Annotated in this window: 18 protein-coding genes; 15 read left to right on the top strand and 3 right to left on the bottom strand. The window is 74.1% G+C overall.

Annotated elements, in window-relative coordinates:
* Positions 1-58 precede the first annotated feature (58 nt).
* Positions 59-2,254, bottom strand: a complete 2,196-nt coding sequence (locus ACFWIS_RS11225) for a RecQ family ATP-dependent DNA helicase (protein WP_380454767.1) — start codon at positions 2,252-2,254, stop codon at positions 59-61.
* 228 nt (positions 2,255-2,482) lie between these two features.
* Here ACFWIS_RS11225 and ACFWIS_RS11220 point away from each other — a divergent pair, with 228 nt between their 5' ends.
* On the top strand, positions 2,483-3,994 hold the full coding sequence (locus ACFWIS_RS11220) for a DUF4192 family protein (RefSeq protein ID WP_380454765.1): 1,512 nt from the start codon (positions 2,483-2,485) through the stop codon (positions 3,992-3,994).
* A 31-nt stretch (positions 3,995-4,025) separates the two neighbouring features.
* On the opposite strand, the gene ACFWIS_RS11215 is transcribed toward ACFWIS_RS11220, so the two are convergent.
* Positions 4,026-5,339: an alpha/beta fold hydrolase gene (locus ACFWIS_RS11215; protein WP_380454763.1), complete on the bottom strand. Its 1,314-nt coding sequence runs from the start codon at positions 5,337-5,339 to the stop codon at positions 4,026-4,028.
* A gap of 736 nt (positions 5,340-6,075) precedes the next feature.
* On the opposite strand from ACFWIS_RS11215, the gene ACFWIS_RS11210 reads away from it, so the two are divergent.
* The 8 genes from ACFWIS_RS11210 (at position 6,076) to ACFWIS_RS11175 (ending at position 16,560) form a co-directional block, all read left to right on the top strand.
* On the top strand, positions 6,076-8,199 hold the full coding sequence (locus ACFWIS_RS11210) for a glycogen debranching N-terminal domain-containing protein (RefSeq protein WP_380454853.1): 2,124 nt from the start codon (positions 6,076-6,078) through the stop codon (positions 8,197-8,199).
* A 164-nt stretch (positions 8,200-8,363) separates the two neighbouring features.
* Complete coding sequence (locus tag ACFWIS_RS11205; protein ID WP_380454761.1) at positions 8,364-9,122, top strand: NUDIX domain-containing protein; 759 nt, start codon at positions 8,364-8,366, stop codon at positions 9,120-9,122.
* 191 nt (positions 9,123-9,313) lie between these two features.
* Positions 9,314-9,601, top strand: a complete 288-nt coding sequence (locus ACFWIS_RS11200) for a hypothetical protein (protein ID WP_380454759.1) — start codon at positions 9,314-9,316, stop codon at positions 9,599-9,601.
* A gap of 212 nt (positions 9,602-9,813) precedes the next feature.
* On the top strand, positions 9,814-11,292 hold the full coding sequence (locus ACFWIS_RS11195; protein WP_380454757.1) for an ATP-binding cassette domain-containing protein: 1,479 nt from the start codon (positions 9,814-9,816) through the stop codon (positions 11,290-11,292).
* A gap of 3 nt (positions 11,293-11,295) precedes the next feature.
* Positions 11,296-12,201, top strand: a complete 906-nt coding sequence (locus tag ACFWIS_RS11190) for a hypothetical protein (RefSeq protein ID WP_380454755.1) — start codon at positions 11,296-11,298, stop codon at positions 12,199-12,201.
* Positions 12,202-12,420: 219 nt separating this feature from the next.
* Positions 12,421-13,299, top strand: a complete 879-nt coding sequence (locus ACFWIS_RS11185) for a FadR/GntR family transcriptional regulator (RefSeq protein WP_380454753.1) — start codon at positions 12,421-12,423, stop codon at positions 13,297-13,299.
* A gap of 490 nt (positions 13,300-13,789) precedes the next feature.
* Positions 13,790-15,442 carry an RNA polymerase sigma factor gene (locus ACFWIS_RS11180; protein WP_380454751.1) on the top strand — a complete coding sequence of 551 codons (1,653 nt, stop codon included), beginning with the start codon at positions 13,790-13,792 and terminating at the stop codon, positions 15,440-15,442.
* A 218-nt stretch (positions 15,443-15,660) separates the two neighbouring features.
* The gene (locus ACFWIS_RS11175) at positions 15,661-16,560 is read left to right on the top strand and encodes a S1 family peptidase (protein WP_380454749.1); all 900 of its coding nucleotides are present in this window, start codon (positions 15,661-15,663) and stop codon (positions 16,558-16,560) included.
* A gap of 234 nt (positions 16,561-16,794) precedes the next feature.
* Here the strand turns inward: ACFWIS_RS11175 and ACFWIS_RS11170 are convergent, their stop codons facing one another.
* Positions 16,795-17,028, bottom strand: coding sequence for a hypothetical protein (locus ACFWIS_RS11170; protein WP_380454747.1), 234 nt, complete (start codon positions 17,026-17,028; stop codon positions 16,795-16,797).
* Between the two features lie 537 nt (positions 17,029-17,565).
* Between ACFWIS_RS11170 and ACFWIS_RS11165 the strand changes: the two genes are divergently transcribed.
* The 6 genes from ACFWIS_RS11165 (at position 17,566) to ACFWIS_RS11140 (ending at position 24,706) form a co-directional block, all read left to right on the top strand.
* On the top strand, positions 17,566-19,677 hold the full coding sequence (locus tag ACFWIS_RS11165) for a type IIA DNA topoisomerase subunit B (RefSeq protein WP_380454745.1): 2,112 nt from the start codon (positions 17,566-17,568) through the stop codon (positions 19,675-19,677).
* A gap of 153 nt (positions 19,678-19,830) precedes the next feature.
* Positions 19,831-20,316, top strand: coding sequence for a DUF1453 domain-containing protein (locus ACFWIS_RS11160; RefSeq protein WP_380454743.1), 486 nt, complete (start codon positions 19,831-19,833; stop codon positions 20,314-20,316).
* A 9-nt stretch (positions 20,317-20,325) separates the two neighbouring features.
* Positions 20,326-21,522, top strand: a complete 1,197-nt coding sequence (locus ACFWIS_RS11155) for a sensor histidine kinase (RefSeq protein WP_380454741.1) — start codon at positions 20,326-20,328, stop codon at positions 21,520-21,522.
* A 73-nt stretch (positions 21,523-21,595) separates the two neighbouring features.
* Positions 21,596-22,300, top strand: a complete 705-nt coding sequence (locus tag ACFWIS_RS11150) for a response regulator (RefSeq protein WP_380454739.1) — start codon at positions 21,596-21,598, stop codon at positions 22,298-22,300.
* A gap of 127 nt (positions 22,301-22,427) precedes the next feature.
* Positions 22,428-23,033 carry a DUF485 domain-containing protein gene (locus ACFWIS_RS11145; protein WP_380523821.1) on the top strand — a complete coding sequence of 202 codons (606 nt, stop codon included), beginning with the start codon at positions 22,428-22,430 and terminating at the stop codon, positions 23,031-23,033.
* Complete coding sequence (locus ACFWIS_RS11140) at positions 23,030-24,706, top strand: cation acetate symporter (RefSeq protein WP_380462238.1); 1,677 nt, start codon at positions 23,030-23,032, stop codon at positions 24,704-24,706. The genes ACFWIS_RS11145 and ACFWIS_RS11140 overlap by 4 nt, the downstream gene beginning before the upstream one ends.
* Positions 24,707-24,788: the final 82 nt, after the last annotated feature.

The following is a 24,788-nucleotide window of genomic DNA, read 5'->3' as shown; positions in this document are numbered from 1 at the left end:
TTCCGTTAGGCCATTCGAGTGAAGGCGGTCCCGGGTGCGGCGGCCGTCCGCCGCAGGCTCACCCCTGCACGGCCAGGACCAGCGGCAGCACCGCGCCGGCTCCCGCCCGGCGCAGCAGCCGGGCCGCCACGGTGACCGTCCACCCCGAGTCCACGAGGTCGTCCACCAGCAGCACCGGCCCGCCCGCCGCCGCCACCGCCTGTTCAAGCTCCGGCGGCAGGACCAGCGCCCCGGCCAGCGAGTGCAGTCGCTGGGCGCTGTTGCTGCGGGCCCCGTGCGGGGGCTGCCCGCCCGCGTACTCGATCCGGCCGAGCAGCGGCAGCCGCCCGATCTCGGCGATCCGCGCACCGAGGCTGCCGACCAACTGGGGGCGGGACGAGGACGCCATGGTCACCACGCCGACCGGCCGCTCCAGCCGGGTGCCCTCAGCCGTCGCGGGCCCGGCCCAGCCGCCCGGGCCGCGGGCCCAGTCGGCCAGCACCGCCACCAGCGCGTCCACCGCCTCGCCGGGCACCGGAACGTCCGGCGCCTGCTCGGCGAGCAGAGTGCGCAGCCGGTTGCCCCAGCCGATGTCGGACAGCCGGCCGAGCGCCCGGCCGGTCTCCGCCTGCTCGCCGGCCGGGATCCGGCCCTTCAACGGCACCCCGAGCGCGTCCATCCCGGTCGGCCAGAGCCGGCGCGGCTCGAAGCTCACGCCCGGGCGGCCGAGCGCGGCCCGGGCCGCGGCCAGCGTCTCGGCGGAGACCTCCGGGGTGTGCAGCGGACCCGCGCAGTTGTCGCAGCGCCCGCACGGCACGGCCTGTTCGTCGTCCAGCTGGCGGCGCAGGAACTCCATCCGGCAGCCGGTGGCCGCCGCATAGTCGCGCATCGCCCGCTGTTCCGCCTCCCGGGAGGCGGCGACCTTGGCGTAGCGGGCGGTGTCGTACGCCCAGCTCTGCCCGGTGGCCGTCCAGCCGCCCTTGACCCGGCGGACGGCGCCGTCCACGTCCAGCACCTTGAGCATGGTCTCCAGTCGGGCCCGGCGCAGGTCCACCCGGGGTTCCAGGGCGGCGGTGGAGAGCGGGCGGCCGGCCTCGGCGAGCGCGTCGATGGTGCGCCGCACCTGTTCCTCCGGCGGGAAGGCGAGCGAGGCGAAGTAGCGCCAGATCGCCTCGTCCTCGCGCCCGGGCAGCAGGAGCACCTCGGCCCGGTCCACGCCGCGGCCGGCCCGGCCGACCTGCTGGTAGTAGGCGATCGGCGAACTGGGCGAGCCCAGGTGGACGACGAAGCCGAGGTCGGGCTTGTCGAAGCCCATGCCGAGTGCGGAGGTGGCGACCAGCGCCTTGACCCGGTTGGCCAGCAGATCGGCTTCGGCGGTGCGGCGCTCGGCGTCCTCGGTGCGGCCGGAGTAGGAGGCCACCGGGAACCCGCGCTCGCGCAGGAAGGCCGTCACCTCCTCGGCGGCGGCCACCGTCAGGGTGTAGACGATGCCCGAGCCGGGGAGCCGGTCGAGGTGGTCGGCCAGCCAGGCGAGCCGGTGCGCCGGGTCGGGCAGGGCGAGCACGCCCAGGGTGAGGCTCTCCCGGTCGAGTGGACCGCGCAGCACCAGGGCGTGCTCGTCGGTGGTTCCGGTGCCGAGCTGCTCGGCGACGTCCGCGGTGACCCGGGCGTTGGCGGTGGCGGTGGTGGCCAGTACCGGGACGCGCGGCGGCAGGTCGGCGAGCATGGTGCGCAGTCGGCGGTAGTCGGGGCGGAAGTCGTGGCCCCAGTCGGAGATGCAGTGGGCCTCGTCGACCACCAGCAGGCCGGTGGAGGCGGCCAGCTTGGGCAGCACCTGGTCGCGGAAGTCCGGGTTGTTCAGCCGCTCGGGGCTGACCAGCAGGACGTCGACCTTCCCGGCGGCGACCTCGGCCTGGACCTCGTCCCATTCCTCGGTGTTGGCCGAGTTGATGGTCCGGGCGTGGATGCCGGCCCGGGCCGCCGACTCGACCTGGTTGCGCATCAGGGCGAGCAGGGGGGAGACGATCACGGTCGGCCCGGCGCCGCGAGCGCGGAGCAGTGCGGTGGCGATGAAGTAGACAGCGGACTTCCCCCAGCCGGTGCGCTGGACGACCAGGGCGCGGCGGTGGTCGACCACGAGGGCCTCGATGGCCGTCCACTGGTCCTCGCGCAGGCTGGCGGCGGGGCCGGCGAGCTCGCGCAGGACGGCCTCGGCCCGCGCCCGGACCTCGGCGCGGTCGGCGGTGGCGGTGGTGTGGATGTCGGGCTGCTTCATGGCGTCGATGTAACCCCATGGCGCCGACAAGGGGCGAATGCGGTCCGGACGGCGAAGCGGAAGGCGGAGTGTATTTCATCCGTCGATCCGCTGAACGGTCGCCAAAATCCACTCTCTGGAGCGAGTGTCGCGTGCGCCGAATGAGCGAACGGAAATTTGGAGGCCGAGTTATCCACAGGAAAAAGGAAAGCTCCCGAGTCGTCATCGGATAGCGCGCACTGTTGCGCCATGAACGCGATGAACAACGAACACGTCATCCTGTCCCTGGGCCCGGCTTCCGAGCAGCGGCCCGTCGTTATGCGCGGTCCGGCCGACATGGCCGAACTGTTGCCCTACCTCCTGGGGTTCTACCCCGACGACAGCATCGTCGCGGTCGGCCTCCAGGGCCCCGACCTGCACCAGGGCGGGGTCATCCGGGCGGACATCCCGGTCTCGTCCGCGGAGTGGCCGGCCGCGGCGGAGGAGACGGCCGCCCTGCTGGTCGCCCTCTCCGAGCGGCACGGCAGTCGGCCGCGCGAAGTGCTCCTCTACCTCTGCCAGGACCCGGACACGGCGCACGCCCCGCCGTCGGTGGAGGGCTTGCGGCCGCTCGCCGACCACCTGCGTGCGGCCTTCGGGCGCAGGGGAGTGGCGGTCAAGGAGTCGCTGTGCGTCTCGGACGGCCGCTGGTGGTCCTTCCTCTGCCGCAGGGAGGGCTGCTGCGATCCGGCGGGCAACCCGGTGCGCCGAGGGCCCGACCCGGGGCCGGCGGCCGCCGCCGCGACGGTGGCCGGCCTGGTGCCGCGCGGCAGTCGGAGGGCGATCGTCGGTGGCCTGGCCCCGGTCGGCCCGCCGGAGGACTCCGCGCGGCGGGAGGCGCTGGCCCGCGCCGAGCCCCTCGCGGGGGCGGTCTCCCGGGAGCAGGGCCTCGATCTGCTGGAGCAGGTCTTCGCCGAGTTCGCGGCCGGCGCCCGGGAACTCGACGAGGAGCGAACGGCCCGGCTGCTGTTCGCCCTCCGGGACCGCCTCACCCGGGACCGCGGCGTCGAGTACGTCCGCCCCGCCGAGCTCGCGCCCGCCGAGCGGCTCTGGCGCTTCCTCGCCCGGCGCGCCGTACCGCCGTACGAGGGCTGTGCGGTGGCCCCGCTGACCTTGCTGGCCTGGGCATCCTGGGTCGCGGGCGACACGGCCACCGCCCGGGTGGTGCTCGGTCACGTCCTTCGGCTCTCCCCGGGCTACCTGTTGGCCGAGTTGCTGTACGAATCGATGAACGACGGCATGACGCCCGGGCCGCTGCTGACCGCGGTCGAGGCCCAACGGCGGCGACGCGAGGAGCGCACGGCCACCTCGCAGCCCGGGGCCGGGCCCGAGCCCGCGACCGACGGCGAGCCGGGGCCGGCGCCTGGGCCCGAGCAGGCCCCGGGCGGCTCACCCGGGGAGCGGCCCCGCCCGGCAGGTGGGGCACGCCGACGGCGGCGGGGCGGCCGCCGGAAGGCCGCGGTCCCGGGAGCGTCCCCGGCCGACCGCGGCGCCGACGGGCCCGGTGACCCCGGCGAGCCGAAGCCGGACGCCGGCGACCCCGGACCGGTCGCCCTGCTCCCGGCCCCCGGGCACGGTCCGGTCGCCGGAGCACGGTCCGCTCGGGGTGTGCGCCTCGGCCGGGCGGGGTCCTGCGCCCCGGCCGTCCTCCGGTCCGGCACCGGCCTCCACCGGTGCCGGGGCAGTCGGCAGGCGGCGAGGGGGTCCCACCGTGCGCACTGAGTCACTCGCCGACCCACCGGCCGGGAGGTCGCTATGCCTCGCCGTGCGCCATCTTGATCAGCCGGTCCAGCACCTTGCCGCCGCTGACCCGCAGGCCGTCGTGCTCCCACTCGTTGGTGATCCAGACCCGCAGGCCGCGCACCGCGCGGGCGGTCTCCAGCGAATCGGCGGTGTCCACGTACATGTCGTCGTGGTACACCGCCGCCACGACAGGCACGGCGTTGGTGGCCAGGCGCGCCGGGTCGTAGAGGTCGGGCCAGTCGGTGCGGGCGGCGAGCAGGTCCGCGGTCTCCTTCAGCGGGCGCAGCGCCGGGTCGGTGTCGAACATCCAGGGGTAGATCATCTCCCCGGTGAACAGCACCGGTGCGTCGGACGCCAGCGCCGCTCGTGCGTCGAACTGCGGGAACTCCTTGCGGACCCGCTCGGCCGACCAGCCGGTGCCACCCTGGTCCACCGAGCGCTGGCCGTAGATCGACTCGTGCAGCACGGCGTACAGAGGGCCCTCGGCGAAGGACAGCTTGGCCTGGACATCGGCCAGGAACGTGTCGGAGAGCTCGGCCCCGGCCGGGCCCTCCACCCAGGCCTCCTCCAGCAGGTAGTGCAGGGCCCCGGAGCCGCTGCCGCCGCCGAGCATCATCCCGAGCACCTGGAAGGCCTCGACGGTGAGCTGTCCGCCGTCGGGCAGCGTGGCGGGGGAGTCGGCGAGGTGGGCGGCGATCCGCCGCACGGCCTGGACGTCCTGGGGGAAGCGGGCGTAGTGGTCCTCGTTCTTGCGGACGACGCGCGGGTAGGCGGCGCGGTAGACGTCGTCGGCGGAACTGCCGAGGCCGGAGAGACCGCCGGTGATGAAGGCCTGGGCCAGGCCCTCGGGGGCGAAGGAGAGGTAGGTGAGGGTGCAGAAGCCGCCGAAGCTCTGGCCGAGCACGCTCCAGCGCCGGTCGGCGCCGAGCAGCCGGTGGCGGATCAGCTCGGCGTCCCGGACGATCGAGTCCGCGCGGAAGTTGGCCAGGTAGTCCGCCTGCGCCTGCGGACCGCCGCGTCGGGCGAGGGTCTGCCGGGTCGCGGGCGTGGACCGTCCGGTGCCGCGCTGGTCCAGCAGCAGCACCCGGTAGTCGTCCAGGGCGCGATCCAGCCAGGCGTCCCGGCCCAGCGGGCGGGCGGCCTTGCCGCCGGGCCCGCCCTGAAGGAAGAGCAGCCAGGGCAGGTCGTCCTGCTCACGGCCCGAGGCCACCACCTCGCGGGCGTACACCTCGATCTGCTCGCCCTCCGGCGCGGAGTGGTCGAGGGGGACCTGGAAGACGTGGTCGGTCGTGACAATCCCGGGCAGCCGGCTGATGGTGGACATGCAACTCCTCGGTCTCTGCTGGTCACAGCGGGTGCGTCGCGGTTCACGGGGTCACCGGGTACGGGCGCCGCGACCCCCGCACCGTATCCTGGCGGCGGTCGAGCACCGGTTCGATTGCCCCCGTCCGCCGGACCGGGCAGCCGATCGCGACCTCGACCGGGCACCGGCTTCAGCGGTGCCGGAGTCGGGCTCAGGCCCCGGACGTGCCAGGGCCCTGGCGAAGCCTTCCGTGACGGCCTGGCGGAGGCGGCCCGACCGCCTGACGACCCGAGCGCGACCAGGGGCGGGGACGGCGGGCGTGACCTGGCGGCGGTTCGTGGCGTTGACTCCGGGGGCCCTGCGCCCGAACGGTGCCCGGCCACAGCCCGGTTCCAGGCGGCCGTCAGGCGGCGCGGACCGGCCGGGCACGACAGGCCGGGCACGACCGCCGGTCCGTCGGGCGCGGGCCACGGGGGCAGGGCGCCACGGGCGGGGCGTCACCGGCAGGCCCGGAGCGCCGGGCCTGACGACGTGAGGTGCCGAGCACGACGAGGTGCCCGGCGCGAAAGGCGCGGCGTGCCGGTACCGCCCCGGTACCGCACACCGCATGGCACGGCCCGCCGCCGGGTACGGCCAGCACGGCAGCCGACGGGACAGACCCCGTCGGCCAGGCACCAGCACGCGATCGAGCATGCTCGCGGCCCACCGGCCTGACCGGCCACCGGACCGCCGAGGGGAGGAGAGTCCGGTGACCGCCATGAGGCCACTACAGGCCATGCCGGCCGAGAGCGTGGTCGGCGCGCCCAGACCGGTCGGCCGTCCCGACCAGGTCCCGGCAGCCGGGCCCGCAGGAGCACCCGTCGGCCCCGGACGGCCTGCGGCCCCGCCGCGCCCCCAGCCCCCCGCCGTCCACCACGCGCTGCTCTGCGTCAACGCCCCCGCGATGGCCGCCTCCGGCCCGGACGGTCAGCTGCGCGGCCACGGCCTGCACGGCTTCTACCGCAACGGGGTCCGGGTGCTGGCCCGGATGGAGCTTCGGCTCGGCGGCATGGAGCCGCTGCCGCTGCAGGGCACCTTGACCAGCACCGCCCAGGCCCGTTTCCTCGGCTCCGTCCGCGTCCCCGGCGACCTTGACCCGGACCCGGCGCTCACCGTCGAACGGCTGCGCCACGCGGACGGCGTGGAGACGGTCACGGTGCGCAACACCGGTGCCCGGCCCGCCCGGCTGCCGCTGGAGGTCGCCCTGGGCACCGACCTCGGCCCGGTGGCCGAGATCGCCGCCGGGCACCGCTCGCCCGACCTGCCCGGCCAGGTGCAGTCCGCCGGGCTGCGCTGGTCGGGTCCCGCGCACAGCGCCGTGGTCAGCGCCAAGCCGTCCCCGCACGCCGTCCTGGCGGGGGCCGGGGTCCTCCGCTGGGACTTGGAGGTCCAGCCGGGCGCCCGCTGGTCGGTCGAGCTGCGCGCCGAACTGGAGAGCGCCCCGAGCGGCCCGCGCCCGCCCGGTGGGCGCGGCACCGGTGTCCCGCTGCCCTGGACGGAACCGGAGGTGCGCAGCGACGACCCGCGCGCCGCCCCGCTAGTCGATCGTTCCCTGGACGCCCTCGGCGGGCTGCTGTTCGCCGACCCGGACCGCCCCACCGACCTCTACCCGGCCTCCGGTGCGCCCTGGCGCTTCGGCCTCGCCCCGGCCGACGCCCTCTGGGCCGCCCGGCTGACCCTCCCGCTGGGCACCCGGCTCGCGGTCGGCACCCTGCGTGCGCTGGCCCGCCGTCAGCAACTCGCCTCCGCCCCCGGTCGCACCGAGGGCCTGCTGCCCGGTGGCCTGCGGCACGGCGGCCCCGAACTGCCGCCCACCTGCACGGCCACCGAGGCCACGCTGCTGTTCGTCACCGTGCTCGCCGAGGCCTGGCGCTGGGGCTTGCCGCGGGCTGAGGTCGCAGAACTTCTCCCGGCCGCCGAGCGGGCCCTGGCCGCCCTGCGGGAGGGCTTGGTCGACGGCTTCGTCACCGACCTGAGCCGCCCGGTCGCGGACCGCGGCGCCCACCCGGTCGCCGCCCGGGTCGAGGTCCAGGCGCAGGCCCACCGGGCGGCCCTGCACGGTGCCGAGTTGCTGGAGGCCTTCGCCAGGCCGGGAGCCGGGGAGTGGCGGAGCTGGGCGGCCGACCTGCGCGGGCGCTTCCGCGAGCGGTTCTGGATCGACGACCTCTCCGGCGGCCGCCCCGCCGCCGGGCTGGCCCCCGGCGGCCAGCCGCTGCCCGCGGTCGCCTCCTCCCTGGTGCACCTGCTCGACACCGGGCTCGCTGCCGACGGCGGACGGCACGAGAGCCTGCTTGACCGCGAACACACCCGGCTGTTCGCCCAGCGCCTGGTCGCGCCCGAGCTGGACAGCGGTTGGGGTCTGCGGACCCTCAGCGCCAAGTCGCCCCGCTTCAACCCGCTGGGCCACCGCGGTGGCGCGGTGCGGATCCACGAGACCGCGCTGGCGATCGCCGGCCTCGCCGAGGCCGGCCACGAGAACGAGGCCGGCACCCTGCTGGAGGGCCTGCTCGCCGCCTCCGCCCACTTCGAGTCACGGCTGCCCGAGATGTACGCGGGGGAGCAGCGCATCCCCGGCTGCCCACCGGTGCCGCACCCTGCGGCCTGCCGCCCGGCGGCGGTCTCCGCGGCCGGGGCCGTCCACGCGGTGTTCGCGCTCGCCGGAGTCCGGCCGGACGTCCCGGGCGGCCGCGTCCTGGTCCGCCCGGCGAGCACCGCTCCGCTCGGCGAACTCGAACTGACCGGCCTGCGGGTGGCGGGCGAGCCCTTCTCGGTCCGGGTGAGCCGGATCGGGGTGGCGATGGTGGAGGAGGCTTCTGCGGACCTGCAACTGGTCGCCCGCTGACACCGGACCGGGCAGCGCCTGCCGGCACCCCGCCCGCGCACACCCCGGCCACCCCGGAGCCGGTCGCCCGTGCGCGAATCGTGCCGGGCGGCCACGGCCCCCACGGGCGCGCGCTCCCGTACGGGCCTGTGCTTATCGTCAGAGAGACGACTATGATCGTCGCCATGTCGCGCTACGATCCGTCGGCCTTCCCTCCGTTCGCTGTCACGGTTGACCTGGTGGTTCTGACGGTGCGCGACCACTCGCTCTGCGCCCTCCTGGTCAGACGGGGTGAGCCGCCCTACCAGGGGTACTGGGCGCTGCCCGGCGGCTTCGTCCGCCCGGATGAGGGCCTGGCCGAGGCGGCCTCCCGCGAGCTGGCCGAGGAGACCGGGCTGCGCGCCCACTCCGCCCCCGGCCACGAGGCGGCGGGCCCCGGCGCGGCCGGTGCCCACCTGGAGCAGCTCGCCACCTACGGCCACCCGCAGCGCGACCCCCGGATGCGTGTGGTCAGCGTGGCCTACCTGGTGCTCGCCCCGGACCTCCCCACCCCCCGGGCCGGCGGCGACGCCAGCGGCGCCCGCTGGGCCCCGGTCAGCGAACTCCTCGGCGAGAACCCGACCGACGGGGTCCCGCTCGCCTTCGATCACGGCCTGATCCTGGCCGACGGCGTGGAACGCGCCCGTTCCAAGATCGAGTACTCCTCCCTGGCCACCGCCTTCTGCCCGACCGAGTTCACGGTGGGCGAGCTGCGCCGGGTCTACGAGGCCGTCTGGGGTGTCGCCCTCGACCCGCGCAACTTCCACCGCAAGGTCACCGGCACCCCCGGCTTCCTGCTGCCCTCCGGCGGCACGACCACCCGTCAGGGCGGTCGCCCGGCCCAGCTCTTCACCGCCGGCGGCGCGACCGTCCTCAACCCGCCCATGCTCCGCCCCGACTCCTGAACGCCCCGACTCCTGAACGCCTCGACTCCCGAGTACCCCGGGCAGCCTCGGACACCCGCGGCCCCGGACGCCCGCCCGCACGGGACGCCGAACGGCCCCGGCCCGGAGGCCGACGGGGCGCCCCCGACGCACAGTGTCGGTGGACGCTTCGGTCGCCGGGCCGAAGGCCTTCGGACCCTGGGAGCTCTGTGATGGACGCCGACGACCTGTGCGCCAATCAGCGGGACGGCCTCGTGAAGCTGGTGGCGGCCTCCAAGAGCCTCACCACGACGACCGACAGGACCGAGAAGCAGTTGGCCGCCTTGAAGGCCGCGCACGGCGACCCGGCGACGATCGCCTCCGTGCAGGAGAGGCTGGACGCCGAGCAGGAGCAGCTGGCCCAGATCGCCCTGGAGGGCAAGGTCGCCGCCGAGGAGTTCCAGCAGCAGTGCGCCGGCGAGCCTCTCCCGCCGGGTGCCGCGGCTTTCCTGACGACATAGGCCGGCCCCGGCGCCTGGCCGGGAACCGGGGTGGTGCCGACGGCGCGTCGGAGCGGCGGCGCCCGTGAATCGCAGGATCGGATTGTCCCCTGATCGGGTGAGGCGAGCGGGTGGCGGGCCCGTGGCGGTTCGGTAATGCCCGGAATCTGCGGTGCTGGCCCCTAATGTGCTGGCGTCGAGCAGGTCGGCCGAGGGCATGGGAGCAGCCAGCGATGATCCAGATCACCGGACTGACCAAGGTCCATCGCAAGGGCACCCCGCCCGCCGTACTCGATCTGACCTTCGACGCCCGGCCGGGGATGGTCACCGTGCTCCTCGGCGACGAGGGGGCCGGCAAGTCCACCGCGCTGCGGCTGATGCTCGAACTCGAACGCGGCCAGGGCATCACCCTCTTCGACGGCCGCCCCTACCGCCGGATCCGCCGCCCCGAACGCGAGGTCGGAGTGCTGTTGCCCGGGCCGGGCGAGGGAGCCGCAGCGGTGGCCGGGAACCCGGGGCGCAAGGCAGGCGGGCACCTGCGGATGCTGGCCGCGGCCGTCGGCGTCCCCATGCGGCGGGCCGACGAACTGCTGGAGCAGACCCGGCTGGCCGCCGTGGCCGGGCAGCGGTTGCGGACCTTCTCGCCGGGCATGCACCGCCGGCTGTCCCTGGCCGCCGCGCTGCTCGGCGACCCCGGGACCCTGCTGCTGGACGCGCCGACCGAGGGCCTGTCCCCGCGCAACGTCGAGTGGTTCCACTCCTTCCTGCGCTCCTTCGCGGTCGCGGGCGGGACGGTGCTGGTGACCACCCGGATCCCGCAGGAGGCCGCCCAACTCGCGGACCGGGTGGTCACCCTGGACCACGGTCGCTCGGTGGCCGACCAGCCGGTCGCGGAGTTCTGCCGCACCAGGCTCAGCCCCGAAGTGGCCGTCCGGGGGCCGCAGATGGCGCGGCTGGCCGACCTGCTGGTCAGCCAAGGCGCCGAGGTCCGCCGGGACGGCGGCGCGGGCCTCGCGGTGGCGGGCATCGACCGCACCGAGATCGGTGAACTCGCCTACCAGCACGGGATCCTGCTGCACGAGCTGGCCGACCGGGTGGTCGAGCAGCCGGTGCCCCGGGCGGCCCTGCCGGTCGCTTCCGGCCGATCCGGCCGCCTCCGCCGCCAGCCGGAACCCGGATCGGCCCACGGGGCGGTCCCCGAGGGCGCGCAGCCCGGCACCGACCCGCAACACCAGCCCACCGCCGCCGACCCCGCGAACCCCGCGCACCCCGAGCCCTCCGTCCCGGAGCCCGCCGCCCCGGAGCCCGCCGCCCCGGAGCCCTCCGGCCCGGAGCCCGCCACGGAGGGCCGCGCCCGCGAGGACGCGGCCCGGAACACCCGTGCGCTGCCCGTCGCTGCCATGACGGCCGCCCTGCCCGTCCTCGCCGCGGTCACCGCCCCGCAGCCGGAGCCGGCCTCCACCGTCGCCGTCGACCGGCTCTTCCGGGACCAGCCCGGTGCCACCTCGCCCGCCCGCGTCGAGGTGGTCCGCACCGAGGCGGAGCCCGTCCGGTCCGGGAACGGACCGGAGAGCGAGGCCGGGACCGAGCCCGTGCGCGGCCGGCAGAGCGCCGCCGACCTGCTCACCGACGACACCGTCCGGCTCGGCCGGGTCACCACCGGCAAGGCCCCCGCCACCTCCGCCACCCCCGACGACCACCGGAGCGAGTGAACCGTGCGTGTCCTGGCCTACGAGCTGCGCCGCCTGCGCGGCCTGCGTTCCACCTGGCTGCTGCTCTCCGCCGTCCTGCTCTGCGACGTGGTCGTGGCCGCCGTCCTGGCGAGCCAGGCCCCGGCCGGTCCGTTGGCCGCCCCGGCCGGGGTGCGGCTGCTGACCGCCGCCGTCCCGCTGATCCCGCTGCCCTTCGCCGCGCTCGGCGCCGGCGTGCTGGGGGCGCTCTCGTACGGGCACGAGGTGCGTCACCCGGGGCTGGCGGCCTCGCAGGTGGCCTACTCGCGCCGGGTGCGGCTGCTGCTGGCCAAGCTGCTGGTGGTCGGTCCGGTGGCGGCGGTGCTGGCGCTGGCCACCGTGCTGCTCGACACCGTGGCCGTGCACCTCGCCCTGCCGGACGGGGTGACGGTGGCGGCCTGGACGGATCCCGGCGCGCTGTCCGACAGGGCGTCCGGGGCGCTGGGCGCCGTCGGGCTGAGCGGGCCGGCCGACCTGCCGGGCGCCTTCGCCCCGCTGGGGCTGGTGGCCGGGCACGGGGTGCCGGCCGCGCTGCTGGCCTTCGTCCTGCTGACCGTGGTGGCCGCCTGGACGGGTGTGCTGACCGCCTCGCTGACCCGCAGCGCCGCCGCCGGGGTGCTCCTGTTGTGCGCGCTGCCGCCGCTGCTGGAGTCCGGAGTGGCTCTGCTGCTGCGCCGGACCGGCCGTCCGTGGCCGACCCGGGCGACGGAGCTGCTGCCCTTCCAGTCCGGCATCGAGTGGGCCTACGGCTGGGTGTACGGCGGAGCCCGTGGGGCGGCGGCCGGTAGTGCGGCGTTGACCGATCCGGCGCTGCTGGTGGCGGTCGCGGCCCCTGCGGCGGCCCTGCTGCTGGCCGCCCTGCTGGTCCAGGTCCGCCGCCGCTCGCTGTAGACCGCCGTCGCGCGCGCCCGGGCCCGTCGCGCGCGCCCGGGCCCGGGCCCGTCGGGCGGACCGCACGCCGTCCCGAAGCACCAAGATCGACCAGCAGTGACCGTAATGAGCGGTTCTTCCTGATAAGAAGTCAATTATCCAGCCACGGTCGATCACCCTTTCGTGTGCTTTTCACGAGAATCCTCAAGCTGCGCCCGCCAATCGCCGACAAAGGATGGCGTGAGTACCCTTGCGCACCCCACCATGACCCCCGCCCGTTCCGCCGATGGGCCCATCCACGGCCCTGGCGATCTGGACCGCTTCTCGTACGCCGACCGGCCGACCCCGCCGGCGCCCCGCTGGGAGGGCGCCGAGTCCGACATCGCCCGGGTCGGCCGCAAGACCACCAGCAGCCGCGGCCGCGGTCTGCACGGCCAGCTGGTTCAGCAGCTCGGCCAGATGATCGTCTCCGGCGACCTCGGTGCCGACCGCCCGCTGGTGCCCGAGGAGATCGGCCAGCGCTTCGAGGTGTCCCGGACGGTCGTCCGCGAGTCGCTGCGCGTGCTGGAGGCCAAGGGCCTGGTCAGCGCCCGCCCGAACGTCGGCACCCGGGTCCGCCCGGTCGGCGACTGGAACCTGCTGGACCCGGACATCATCGAGTGGCGCGCCTTCGGCCCCCAGCGGGACGAGCAGCGCCGGGAGCTGTTCGAGCTCCGCTGGGCGATCGAGCCGCTGGCCGCCCGGCTCGCGGCCGGTCACGGTCGGGAGGACGTCCAGCAGCGGCTGGTCGAGCTGGTCGAGATCATGGGTCACGCCGCCGCCCAGGCCGACCTGTCCACCTACACCCGGGCCGACGCGGAGCTGCACGGCCTGGTCCTGCAGATGGCCGGCAACCGGATGCTGGAGCACCTGTCCGGCATCATCTCCTGCGCCCTGCAGGTCTCGGGTGGTCCGACGATCTCGTGCGAGCGGCCCTCCGAGTCCTCCGTCAGCCTGCACGCCCGGCTGGTGGACGCGCTCGGCACCGGCGACGGCACCGCGGGCGAGGCCGCGATGCGGGCGCTGCTCACCGTCCACCCCGAGATGGAGCCCTCCGTCCCCGCCCCCCGGGAGCACTGAGCGGACTGTTCTCGGTGAGCGGACGCGCCGGGCGCGGTCCCGCTCCTCCAGGGCCCTCCGGCCGCACCGTGTGGCGCAGCCGGAGGGCCTCTGCGTGGGCGAAGGCGCACGGGTGCGGGGGCGGTGTGGATCGGAGGGACCCGTCCCCGGCGTCCCGATAGCGTGGCCCGCCCATGACAATCGACTTCGGCGCGAGTGCGCGATGATGGATGACGGCCCCGGGGCCGCGGGCGCCGAGTGGTGTGACCCGCGACACCAAGGCCATGCGTAACACTTGACGAGTAGCAGCGATGTGTCCTGAGCGGGAGCAGCTCCGGAATACTCCAACATGTCAGAATGCTGTGTTGGTCCGCGGCGCTGCTGCCGTCCTGCAAACCCAGTCCTCAAGCCCGAGTCGGTCGGAATCGACACCGCGCGTCCGGCGCGCGATCTCCTTCCCCGCCCGCTCGGGCGGCCGGTACGGGTTCGAGTCCACTCATCGTCCGAGAGGTTGTTCGTGTCGGCCAGCACATCCCGTTCGCTTCCCCCCGAGATCGCCGAGTCCGCGGCTCTGCTGGCTCTCATCGAGCGGGGCAAGGCCCAGGGGCAGATCGCCGGTGACGACGTGCGCCAGGCGTTCGAGGCGGACCAGATCCCGGTCACCAAGTGGAAGAACGTCATGCGCAGCCTCAACCAGGTACTGATTGAGGAGGGGGTGGACCTCATGGTCAGCGCGGCCGAGCCGGCCGGCGCCAAGCGCAAGAGCGTTGCTGCCAAGAGCCCCGCCAAGCGCACCGCCACCAAGGCTGTCACCACCCGGACCCCGGCCGCTTCGTCGGCCCCGACCAAGCCGCCCGTGCGGATCGCCCCCGGCGCCCCCGTCGCGGCTCCGGCCGTCGCGGCCGCCGCCGCGGCGCCCGCCCCCACCGTGTCCGCCGAGATCACCGTCGAGGAGACGACCACCGTCGTCACCGAGGTGAAGGCCGTTGCGGCGAAGAAGGCCGCGCCGGCCAAGAAGGCCGCGGCCAAGAAGACCGCCGCGCCGGCCAAGAAGACCGCCGCCAAGAAGACCGCCGCCGGCAAGGGCGGCAAGGGCGACGAGGAGCTGCTCGGCGAGGAGGAGCTGCTCGAGGACGCCGCGCTGCCCGGTGACAAGGCCGAGGCCGAGGGCGCCCCGGAGGAGGAGTCGGAGGGCTTCGTCCTCTCCGACGACGACGAGGACGACGCGCCGGCCCAGCAGGTCGCCGTCGCCGGTGCCACCGCCGACCCGGTCAAGGACTACCTGAAGCAGATCGGCAAGGTCCCGCTGCTCAACGCCGAGCAGGAGGTCGAGCTCGCCAAGCGCATCGAGGCCGGTCTGTTCGCCGAGGACAAGCTCTCGGCTGCCGACAAGCTCGCCCCGAAGCTCAAGCGCGAGCTGGAGATCATCGCCGAGGACGGCCGCCGGGCCAAGAACCACCTGCTGGAGGCCAACCTCCGCCTGGTGGTCTCGCTGGCCAAGCGCTACACCGGCCGCGGCATGCTGTTCCTGGACCTGATCCAGGAGGGCAACCTCGGTCTGATCCGTGCGGTCGAGAAGTTCGACTACACCAAGGGCTACAAGTTCTCGACCTACGCCACGTGGTGGATCCGCCAGGCGATCACCCGCGCCATGGCCGACCAGGCCCGCACCATCCGCATCCCGGTGCACATGGTCGAGGTCATCAACAAGCTGGCCCGCGTCCAGCGCCAGATGCTCCAGGACCTGGGCCGCGAGCCCACCCCGGAGGAGCTGGCCAAGGAACTCGACATGACCCCCGAGAAGGTCATCGAGGTCCAGAAGTACGGTCGTGAGCCGATCTCGCTGCACACCCCGCTGGGCGAGGACGGCGACAGCGAGTTCGGTGACCTGATCGAGGACTCCGAGGCGGTCGTCCCGGCCGACGCGGTCTCCTTCACCCTGCTCCAGGAGCAGCTGCACTCGGTGCTGGACACCCTCTCCGAGCGCGAGGCCGGCGTGGTCTCGATGCGCTTCGGTCTGACCGACGGCCAGCCGAAGACGCTCGACGAGATCGGCAAGGTGTACGGGGTCACCCGTGAGCGCATCCGCCAGATCGAGTCGAAGACCATGTCGAAGCTGCGCCACCCGTCGCGCTCCCAGGTGCTGCGCGACTACCTGGACTGATCGGTCCGCCGGTCGGCCAGGCCCGACCGGCAGCAGCACGCGACGAAGGCCCGGAACCCGTGGGGTTCCGGGCCTTCGGGCTGTTCGGGGGCGGTGCGTCAGCGTCCGGGTGGCGCTTGTCGCTCGTCCGGGTGGCGGCATGCCGGGAAGGGGTCGCGCAGTGTAGTTGATCACCTACGCTGTGCCGGTTGCCTGCTGCCGAGCCTTGTGGAGTCACGGTGCTGACCGACCCGGACCGAGCCGACCTGCCGACCTCCGTCCCGCGCCGGGTCGTCCCGGCCGCCGCCCGTCCCGGCCGCCGTCGGCGGCGTGGCGCCCTGCTGGCGCTGCTCGCCGCCGTCCCCGTGCCGCTGGTCGCCCTCGGGGTGGCCGGTCCGGCCGAGGCGCAGCGCCGGGTGGTCGGGGGCGGCGCGGTGAGCACCGCCGACCACCCCTGGATCGTGGCGCTGGCCAGCCGCCAGCAGTTCGGCAGCGGGCGCTCCGGCCAGTTCTGCGGGGGTGCGCTGGTGACCCCGACCAAGGTCGTGACGGCCGCGCACTGCTTCTACGACGAGTCCAAGGGCCGGGTGGACCGGCCGGGGCTCAAGGTGGTCGTCGGCCGGGACGACATGCGCGGCTCGGCCGGTCGTGAGGTGGCCGTCCAGCGGGTCTGGATCCACCCCGACTACAACTTCGCCGCGAACATGAACGACGTGGCGGTGCTCACCCTCGCCGAGTCCCAGGGCTCCCGGCCGGTGGTCGAGCTGGTCGGCCAGGGGGAGAGCGGGCCGTACGCGGCGGGGACCGGAGCGCAGGTCTACGGCTGGGGTGACACCAGTGGACGGGGCGACTACTCGCCGCTGCTGCGCGAGGTGGACGTGCCGATCGTCTCGGACCAGACCTGTGCGCACGCCTACCCGGGCGGTCAGGACGGCAAGTTCGACGCCCGGGGCATGGTCTGCGCGGGCGAGGAGAAGGGCGGCAAGGACGCCTGCCAGGGGGACAGCGGCGGACCTCTGATCGTGGCCGGCCGGCTTGCCGGGCTGGTGTCCTGGGGGACGGGCTGCGCGGAGGCGGGGCACCCCGGCGTCTACACCCGGGTGTCCTCGGTCACGGACGCGGTGCGCTCCGCGCTCTGAGCGCCCCCGAGCGTCGCCGCGGGTGATGGCGTGGTGACGTTCTGACGCCGTTTCGGCTCCGACCGAACCCGGCCCCCGCTCTCGGTTCCGTGGTCGGGGTGGACGGGGGAGAACGGTCGGGAGAACAGCGAAGCCGGGTGGACGGCCCCGAAGGGTCCTCCACCCGGCTCCCCGGTCGCGCGCGGTGCGCGGCCGGACACAGCTCGACGCTGGTTGCTTGTCGAGGCGCCTGGGTCAGCGCTCGTCGTCGGTGGCCGTCACGGTGGTGCTGGTGGTGAGACGGCCGCTCTCGTCCTGTATCTCCACGGCGATCTTCTTGAGCTCCGGCTCGAACTTCCGGCCGTGGTGGGCACAGAAGAGCAGCTCTCCGCCACTGGCGAGTACGACGCGCAGGTATGCCTGGGCGCCGCAGCGGTCGCAGCGGTCAGCCGCGGTGAGCGGGCTCGCAGGTGTCAGAACAGTAGTCACGTCGCCTCTTCTCTAGCTCGACGAGCTGTCGTACCAGGGTCAACATCCAACCAGGCCGAAAACGTTCCCGCTCGTGGCTTTTCTTCTCTGAGGATTCTGCTGTGTTGATGAGGACGTGCCCCGGGTGCCGGTGGTTCATGCGTGCCGAATCCCGGGAGCTGCCCGTCGCTCGAACGTCCGATCGGGACCGGGGTCGAGGTCCGCGTAGCATAATCCTCTGCCGGGTTGGAGCATAAGCCCCGTCCCGGGCCCCGGTAGCCTGCATAACGGCAGTTCCGGAGCCTGTTCCGGACCCCACGGTCCGCCAGGACCGGTGGTACCGGGAGGAGATGGCGCCCCGGGGCCCACGCCCGGGTGCGGTCCTTGTTCGCGCAGCGCGTACAAGCTGCGCCGGGCCGGCCCGCTGTGCTGTGCACCCGTCGCAGGGTGGCGAGCACACAGAGCGACGACTGTCGGTGCGGCGTGCTGCACTGGCGGTTGGTCCGGATGCGTCCGGATGTGACCGATGAGACAGAACTTCACCGAGGAGAGTGCCGCGTGAGTGCCGAAACGACCGTGCCGTCCGCGCTGCTGGCCGGCGACGACGGTTCCAACTACACCGCGCGGCACCTGCTCGTCCTGGAGGGTCTGGAGGCCGTCCGCAAGCGCCCCGGCATGTACATCGGCTCCACCGACAGCCGCGGTCTGATGCACTGCCTCTGGGAGATCATCGACAACTCGGTCGACGAGGCGCTGGGCGGCTACTGCGACCGCATCGAGGTGCTGCTGCACCCGGACTCCTCGGTGGAGGTCCGCGACAACGGCCGCGGGATCCCGGTCGACGTCGAGCCCAAGACCGGGCTGTCCGGCGTCGAGGTCGTGATGACCAAGCTGCACGCGGGCGGCAAGTTCGGCGGCGGCTCGTACGCGGCCTCCGGCGGTCTGCACGGCGTCGGTGCCTCGGTCGTCAACGCGCTCTCCGCCCGGCTGGACGTCGAGGTCGACCGCAGCGGGCACACCCACGCGATCAGCTTCCGCCGCGGCACTCCCGGCATCTTCACCGAGGCCAGCCCGGACGCGCCCTTCGAGCCCGCCAACGGCCTCACCAGGACCCGCAAGGTGCCCAAGGCCCGCACCGGCACCCGGATCCGCTACTGGGCCGATCGGCAGATCTTCCTCAAGGACGCCAAGCTCTCCCTGGAGAACCTGCACAGCCGGGCCCGGCAGACCGCCTTCCTCGTCCCCGGCCTGACCATCGTCGTGCGTGACGAGCGCCTCACCGAGAGCGAGAAGGTCGAGGAGTCGGTCTTCCACTACGACGGCGGCATCGCCGAGTTCTGCGAGTTCCTGGCCCCCGACAAGCCGGTCAGCGACGTGGTGCGGCTGCACGGGGAGGGCACCTTCAAGGAGACCGTGCCCGTCCTGGACGACCTCGGCCACATGACCCCGACCGAGGTCACCCGGCACCTCGGCGTGGACATCGCGCTGCGCTGGGGCACCGGCTACGACACCACCCTGCGCTCCTTCGTCAACATCATCGCCACCCCCAAGGGCGGCACCCACGTCACCGGGTTCGAGCGCTCGCTGGCCAAGACCGTCAACGAGGTGCTGCGCGCCAGCAAGCTGCTGCGGGTCGCCGAGGACGACATCACCAAGGACGACGCCACCGAGGGCCTCACCGCCGTGGTCACCGTCCGGCTCGCCGAGCCGCAGTTCGAGGGCCAGACCAAGGAGGTGCTCGGCACCTCGGCGGCCAACCGGATCGTCGCGGCCGTCGTCGCCAAGGAGCTCAAGGCCTTCCTCACCTCGGCCAAGAAGGACCAGAAGCAGCAGGCCCGGGCCGTGCTGGAGAAGGTCGTCGCCGCCGCCCGCACCCGGGTGGCCGCCCGGCAGCACAAGGAGGCCCAGCGCCGGAAGACCGCGCTGGAGACCAGCTCGCTGCCCGCCAAGCTGGCCGACTGCCGCAGCGACGACGTCGACCGCAGCGAACTGTTCATCGTCGAGGGGGACTCCGCGCTCGGCACCGCCAAGCTCGCCCGCAACTCCGAGTTCCAGGCGCTGCTGCCGATCCGCGGCAAGATCCTCAACGTGCAGAAGGCCTCGGTGAGCGACATGCTCAAGAACGCCGAGTGCGCCGCGATCATCCAGGTGATAGGGGCCGGCTCGGGCCGCACCTTCGACATCGACCAGGCCCGTTACGGCCGGGTCATCTTCATGGCCGACGCCGACGTCGACGGCTCGCACATCCGCACCCTGCTGCTGACCCTGTTCCACCGCTACATGCGGCCGATGGTCGAGCAGGGCCGGGTCTTCGCCGCCGTTCCGCCGCTGCACCGGATCGAGCTCACCAGCCCCAAGCGCGGCCAGGAGAAGTACCACTACACCTACTCCGACGCCGAGCTGCGCTCCACCCTGCTGGAGTTCCAGCGCAAGGGGCAGCGCTGGAAGGAGCCGGTGCAGCGCTACAAGGGTCTGGGCGAGATGGACGCCGACCAGCTGGCCGAGACCACCATGGACCCGCGCCACCGCACCCTGCGCCGGATCAACCTGGGCGACCTGGAGCAGGCCGAGCGGATCTTCGACCTGCTGATGGGCAACGACGTCGCCCCGCGCAAGGAGTTCATCGTGGACTCGGCGGCCACCCTGGACCGGTCCCGCATCGACGCCTGACGGCCCGGACCGACGGGGGCCCTCCACCCGTGGGTGGAGGGCCCCCGCGCCGTCGGTTCCACCCGCGGTCCACCCCGGCTCCGATCAGCGGGGAGCGCCGGATCCGTAGCGTCGGAGAGGTCAGCACAAGCCTCTCCCGGACGGAGAAATCCGATGGCCTCCCTCGCCAACCTCCTGGTGATCGCCGCAGTGGTGGTCCTGGTGGTCACGCGCCAGATGCGCGTCCAGCGCTTGGACACCGAGCGCCGGTTCTGGCTGCTGCCGCTGATCCTGGGCGCGCTCGCGCTGCGTGATCCGCAGATCATCGACCACCAGCACACCGCGCTGTCCGCCACCCTCCTCGCCGCCGGCCTGGTCGCCGTGCTCGCGATGGGCTCGGTCTGGGGCTGGACCGTCCGGATCTGGCGGGCCGCCGACGGTGCCGTCCTGGTCAAGGGCACCAAGGCCACCCTGGCCGCCTGGGGCGGGATGGTCGCCGTCCGGATCGGCCTGTACGCGATCGGCTCGGCCCTGGGCGTCCACCAGGCGGGCAGCTCGCTGATGCTCGGCATGGCGGTCCTGCTGCTGGTCCGCTCGCTCGTGGTCAACTGGAGGGCCCGGACACTGGAGCCCGCGCAGGTGACCGCCGTACTGCACTGATCCGCTGCCGTGAGCACCGAGGAGGCCCCCTTGGCCGGGTGGTACTGGACCCGCTGGCCGTCCCGGGAGGGACTGGAGCGCGAGGCCGAGAGCCGGCCGCGGCGGGTCCTCACCGTGTTCGGCCGGACCGTCCTGGTGGCCGTCGTCGGCTGGGCGACCCTCTCCGAGGGCAAGTACGCCGGCTGGGCGGTGGCGACCGCGGTGGCCGGGCTGGTCGCGGCCGTCGCGCTGTGCGCGGCGTACCTGAGGGCCAGTCGGGAGCAGCACCGGGCGGCCTCGTACCTGCTGTCCGCCGTCGTGGTCGGCGCCGGCTGGCTCGCCAACGGGGGGCTGGCCTACACGCTGGCCGACTTCCTCTGGATCGGGCTGGCCGTCACGGCCCTGATCCGGCTGCCGCCCGCGCCCGCGCTGCTCACCGCGGCGGCCGCGCTGGCCTCGTACACGGCCGCCTCCCCGGCGAGCTGGCTCAGCGTCGCCGCCACCCTCGGCGGGTCCCTCCTGGTCGGCTTCCTGCTGCGGCTGGACATCGACGCGCGCGGCACCGCCCGTCGGCTGCTGGTCCAGGAGCGCGCCGCCCGGGCCGCCGAGGCGGAGAGCGCGGCGCTCGCCGAACGGGCCAGGATCGCCCGGGAGATCCACGACGTGCTCGCGCACAGCCTCTCCGCGCAGCTGGTCCACCTGGAGGCGGCCCGGCTGATGCTGGACGCCGGGGTGGAGCGCGAGCAGATCCGCGAACGGGTCGTCGCCGCACGGCGGATGGCGCAGGACGGACTGGCCGAGACCCGGCAGGCGCTGTCCGCGCTGCGCGGGGAGTTCACGCCGGTCGGGGAGTTCCTGGTGGAACTGGCCGAGCGGGAGCGGGCCCCGATCACCGTCACCGGTACGCCCCGGCCGCTGGCCGCCGAGGCGGGGCTGGCGGTGCGGCGCACCGCGCAGGAGGCGGTGACCAATGTGCGCAAGCACGCGCCGGGCGCCCGCTGTTCGGTCGAACTGCGCTACCTGGACGACGCGGTGGAGCTGGAGGTGCGCAACAGCCGGGCGCCGCGCGGGCCGTCCGCCGGCGAGCCGACCGCCGCCGAGCTGGCCGGCAGCGGCAGCGGGTACGGTCTGCTGGGGATGCGCGAACGCGCGGAACTGCTCGGCGGCACCCTGCTGGCGGGCCCGGAGGACGGAGGGTGGCGGGTGTTGCTGCGGGTGCCGGCATGAGCGAGCGCGGCGAGCTCGTCATCGGAGGGTGCGCATTGCGCGAGACGACTGCCGGGCGCAGCGAGGTGGACGCATGAACGCGGGGGTCACCCGGGTGCTGGTGGCGGACGACCAGACGGTGGTGCGCGAGGGCATCGTGATGCTGCTGGGGCTGCTGCCCGGCATCGAGGTGGTCGGGGCGGCGGCGGACGGCGAGGAGGCCGTCGCCCTGGTGGAGCGTCATCACCCGGACGTGGTGCTGATGGACCTGCGGATGCCGCGGGTCGACGGCGTCGAGGCGACCCGGCGGATCCGGGCCGCGCATCCGGAGACCGAGGTCGTGGTGCTCACCACCTACGCCGACGACGAGTCGATGTTCCCGGCCCTGCAGGCCGGGGCGCGCGGCTACCTCACCAAGGACGCCGGCGGCGAGGAGATCGCCAAGGCCATCGCGGACGTCCGCGCGGGTGCGGCCGGGCTCTCCCCTCAGGTCCAACTCCGTTTGCTGGAAAGGCTTTCGGAGGCACCGGCGAAGTCCGCGTCGACGGGCGGGCCGGGCCCGGAGCGGTCGGCCGCGCGGAGCGGGGAGCTGCCGGACGGGCTGACCGTGCGGGAGGCCGAGGTGCTCGCGCTGATCGCCGAGGGGCTCTCCAACATGGAGATCGCCCAGCGGCTGTTCGTCAGCCAGGCCACCGTGAAGACGCACATCAACAACCTGTTCGCCAAGACCGCGGTGCGGGACCGCGCGCAGGCGGTCGCGTACGCCTTCCGGCACGGAATCACCGGTACGCAGCAGTAGTCGGATGAGCGTCCGTCAGATGATCGATCACCTCATTGAGTGAACGTATCTGCGATGGTCAGGGACGGTGTCCGGGGGCCTCCATGATGGTTCGGGTCAGAACGCCCGGCCCGGCCCAGGAGCAGCAGTGCCACAGCAGCAGACCAGCAGTCCCGGACAGGGGCAGCGATTCGACTGGTGGGCCGCTCCGGCCACCGCCGCCGCATCCGAGCCGGCTGCCGGGCCCCGCCGAACGGCGGTACCGGCCCAGCCGGTGCCCACCCGTACGGCCGCCGGCCGGGCGGCCGCCCCCGAGCCGGCGGCCGCCCCCGCCGCCCCGCCGTCCGCGTCCCCGGTCGTGCCGCCGCCGGCCCCGGCCGCCGCGTCGGCCGCCGCACCGGTGGTCCCGCCGGAGCCGACCGCACCGGTGAGCACCACCGACAGCACCGAGGTCTACCGGAGCGTCCAGGCCAGCGCGGCCTTCCAGGACATCCGCCGCAGCTACCGGGGCTTCGTCTTCCCGACCAGCGGGGCATTCCTCGGCTGGTACCTGATGTACGTCGCCGCCGAGGCCGCCGCTCCCGGCGTGATGCGCACCCCGGTGGCCGGCCCGCTCAACGTGGCCTGGCTGCTCGGCCTGCTGCAGTTCGCCTCGACCTTCCTGCTCACCTGGCTCTACGCCCGCAACGCCCGGACCAACCGCGACCGCGCCGCCCTGGGCCTGCGCTGGGACACCCAGGACCAGCTGCGATGACGGCCACCACCGGCGTGCTGACCACCGCCACCCCGCCCCCCGTCGCCCCCACCGGCCAGCACCACGGCCTGGCGATCGTGCTGTTCGCCGTCATCGTCCTGGTCACCCTGGGGATCACCCTCTGGGTCGGCCGCCAGGGCAACGCCGCCGAGGACTTCTACGCCGGCGGGCGTGACTTCACCCCGTTGCAGAACGGCTTCGCCCTCTCCGGCGACTACCTCTCCGCGGCCTCCTTCCTCGGCGTCGCCGGGCTGATCGCCCTCTACGGCTACGACGGCGTGCTCTACAGCATCGGCTTCCTGGTGGCCTGGCTGGTCGTGCTGATGCTGGTCGCCGAACTCGTCCGCAACGCCGGCCGGTACACCCTCGCCGACGTGCTCGCGCTGCGGCTGCGCCGCCGCCGGGTGCGGGCGGCGGCCGGTGGCGCCAGTGTCGTGGTCACCCTGCTCTACCTGGTCGCCCAGATGGTCGGGGCCGGCTCGCTGGTCGCCCTGCTGCTCGGCACCAACAGCGCCCAGGCCCGGACCTGGACGATCATCGCGGTCGGCGCCCTGATGATCGTCTACGTCACGATCGGCGGGATGCGGGCCACCACCTGGATCCAGATCGTCAAGGCCGTCCTGCTGATCGCGGGTTCGGTGCTGCTGACCGTGCTGCTGGTGGTCCGCTTCCACGGCGACCTCCTCGAGCTGATGCGCCAGGCCGCCCAGCACAGCGGCGCCGGGCACCGCTACCTCGAACCCGGGCTCAAGTACGGCGCCACCTTCACCAGTCGGCTGGACTTCTTCAGCCTGGGCCTGGCCCTGGTGCTCGGCACCGCCGGCCTGCCGCACATCCTGTCCCGCTTCTACACGGTGCCCACCGCCCGGGCCGCCCGCCGCTCCACGATGTGGGCGATCGGCCTGGTCGGCGGCTTCTACCTGATGGCCATCGCGCTGGGCCTGGGCGCCACCGCGCTGATCGGCTCGGCCGAGGTGCGGCACGCCAACTCGGCCGGGAACACCGCCGTTCCGCTGCTCGCCCTGGTGCTCGGCGGCGGCAACGGCAGCACCGGTGGGGTGGTGCTGTTCGCGTTGATCTCGGCGATCGCCTTCGCCACCATCCTCGCCGTGGTCGCCGGGCTGACCCTGGCCTCCTCGGCCGCCTTCGCCCACGACATCTGGGCCGGCGCCTGGCGCGGGCGTCCGCGCCGTCGCGGTGGGGAGCGGGCCGCGGAGAAGGTCAGCGAGCAGCAGGAGGTGGTGGTCGCCCGGTTCGCCGCCGTCGGGATCGGCGCGGTGGCGATCGTGATCAGCCTGTACGCCCAGCAGTTGAACGTCGCGTTCCTGGTCGGCCTGGCCTTCGCGGTGGCCGCCTCCTCGAACCTTCCGGTGCTGCTGTACAGCCTGTTCTGGTCGCGGTTCACCGTCCGGGGTGCGGTGTGGTCGGTGTACGGCGGACTGGTCCCGGCGATCGTGCTGGTGTTCTTCTCGCCGGTGGTCTCCGGCTCCAAGGTGGCGCTGTTCCCCGGCGTGGACTTCCACTGGTTCCCGCTGGAGAACCCCGGGATCGTGTCCATCCCGCTGGGCTTCCTGGCCGGCTGGATCGGGACGCTCACCTCGCCCGAGCCCGCCGACGCGGACCGCTTCGCCGAGCTGGAGGTGCGGGCCCTCACCGGTGCGGGCGCGGCCTAGCGAGGGTCTGTCCGGCGGATCTTGCCGGGCGCGCGGATCCGCCGGACAGACCCCAGCTGTACTGACCCGTGAGGTCGGGGCC

It is taken from the genome of Kitasatospora sp. NPDC127060, from assembly GCF_042724935.1.
Classification (GTDB): domain Bacteria; phylum Actinomycetota; class Actinomycetes; order Streptomycetales; family Streptomycetaceae; genus Kitasatospora.
Note: the sequence above shows the minus strand (reverse complement) of the source record. Positions and strands in the feature narration are given on the sequence as shown.

Excerpts from the sequence above, each read along its gene's own strand:
- ACFWIS_RS11195 (WP_380454757.1), top strand. The coding sequence starts at position 9,814 with ATGATCCAGATCACCGGACTGACCAAGGTCCATCGCAAGGGCACCCCG.
- ACFWIS_RS11160 (WP_380454743.1), top strand. The coding sequence starts at position 19,831 with ATGGCCTCCCTCGCCAACCTCCTGGTGATCGCCGCAGTGGTGGTCCTG.
- ACFWIS_RS11205 (WP_380454761.1), top strand. The coding sequence starts at position 8,364 with ATGTCGCGCTACGATCCGTCGGCCTTCCCTCCGTTCGCTGTCACGGTT.
- ACFWIS_RS11215 (WP_380454763.1), bottom strand. The coding sequence starts at position 5,339 with ATGTCCACCATCAGCCGGCTGCCCGGGATTGTCACGACCGACCACGTC.
- ACFWIS_RS11220 (WP_380454765.1), top strand. The coding sequence starts at position 2,483 with ATGAACGCGATGAACAACGAACACGTCATCCTGTCCCTGGGCCCGGCT.
- ACFWIS_RS11150 (WP_380454739.1), top strand. The coding sequence starts at position 21,596 with ATGAACGCGGGGGTCACCCGGGTGCTGGTGGCGGACGACCAGACGGTG.
- ACFWIS_RS11210 (WP_380454853.1), top strand. The coding sequence starts at position 6,076 with ATGAGGCCACTACAGGCCATGCCGGCCGAGAGCGTGGTCGGCGCGCCC.
- ACFWIS_RS11140 (WP_380462238.1), top strand. The coding sequence starts at position 23,030 with ATGACGGCCACCACCGGCGTGCTGACCACCGCCACCCCGCCCCCCGTC.
- ACFWIS_RS11225 (WP_380454767.1), bottom strand. The coding sequence starts at position 2,254 with ATGAAGCAGCCCGACATCCACACCACCGCCACCGCCGACCGCGCCGAG.
- ACFWIS_RS11200 (WP_380454759.1), top strand. The coding sequence starts at position 9,314 with ATGGACGCCGACGACCTGTGCGCCAATCAGCGGGACGGCCTCGTGAAG.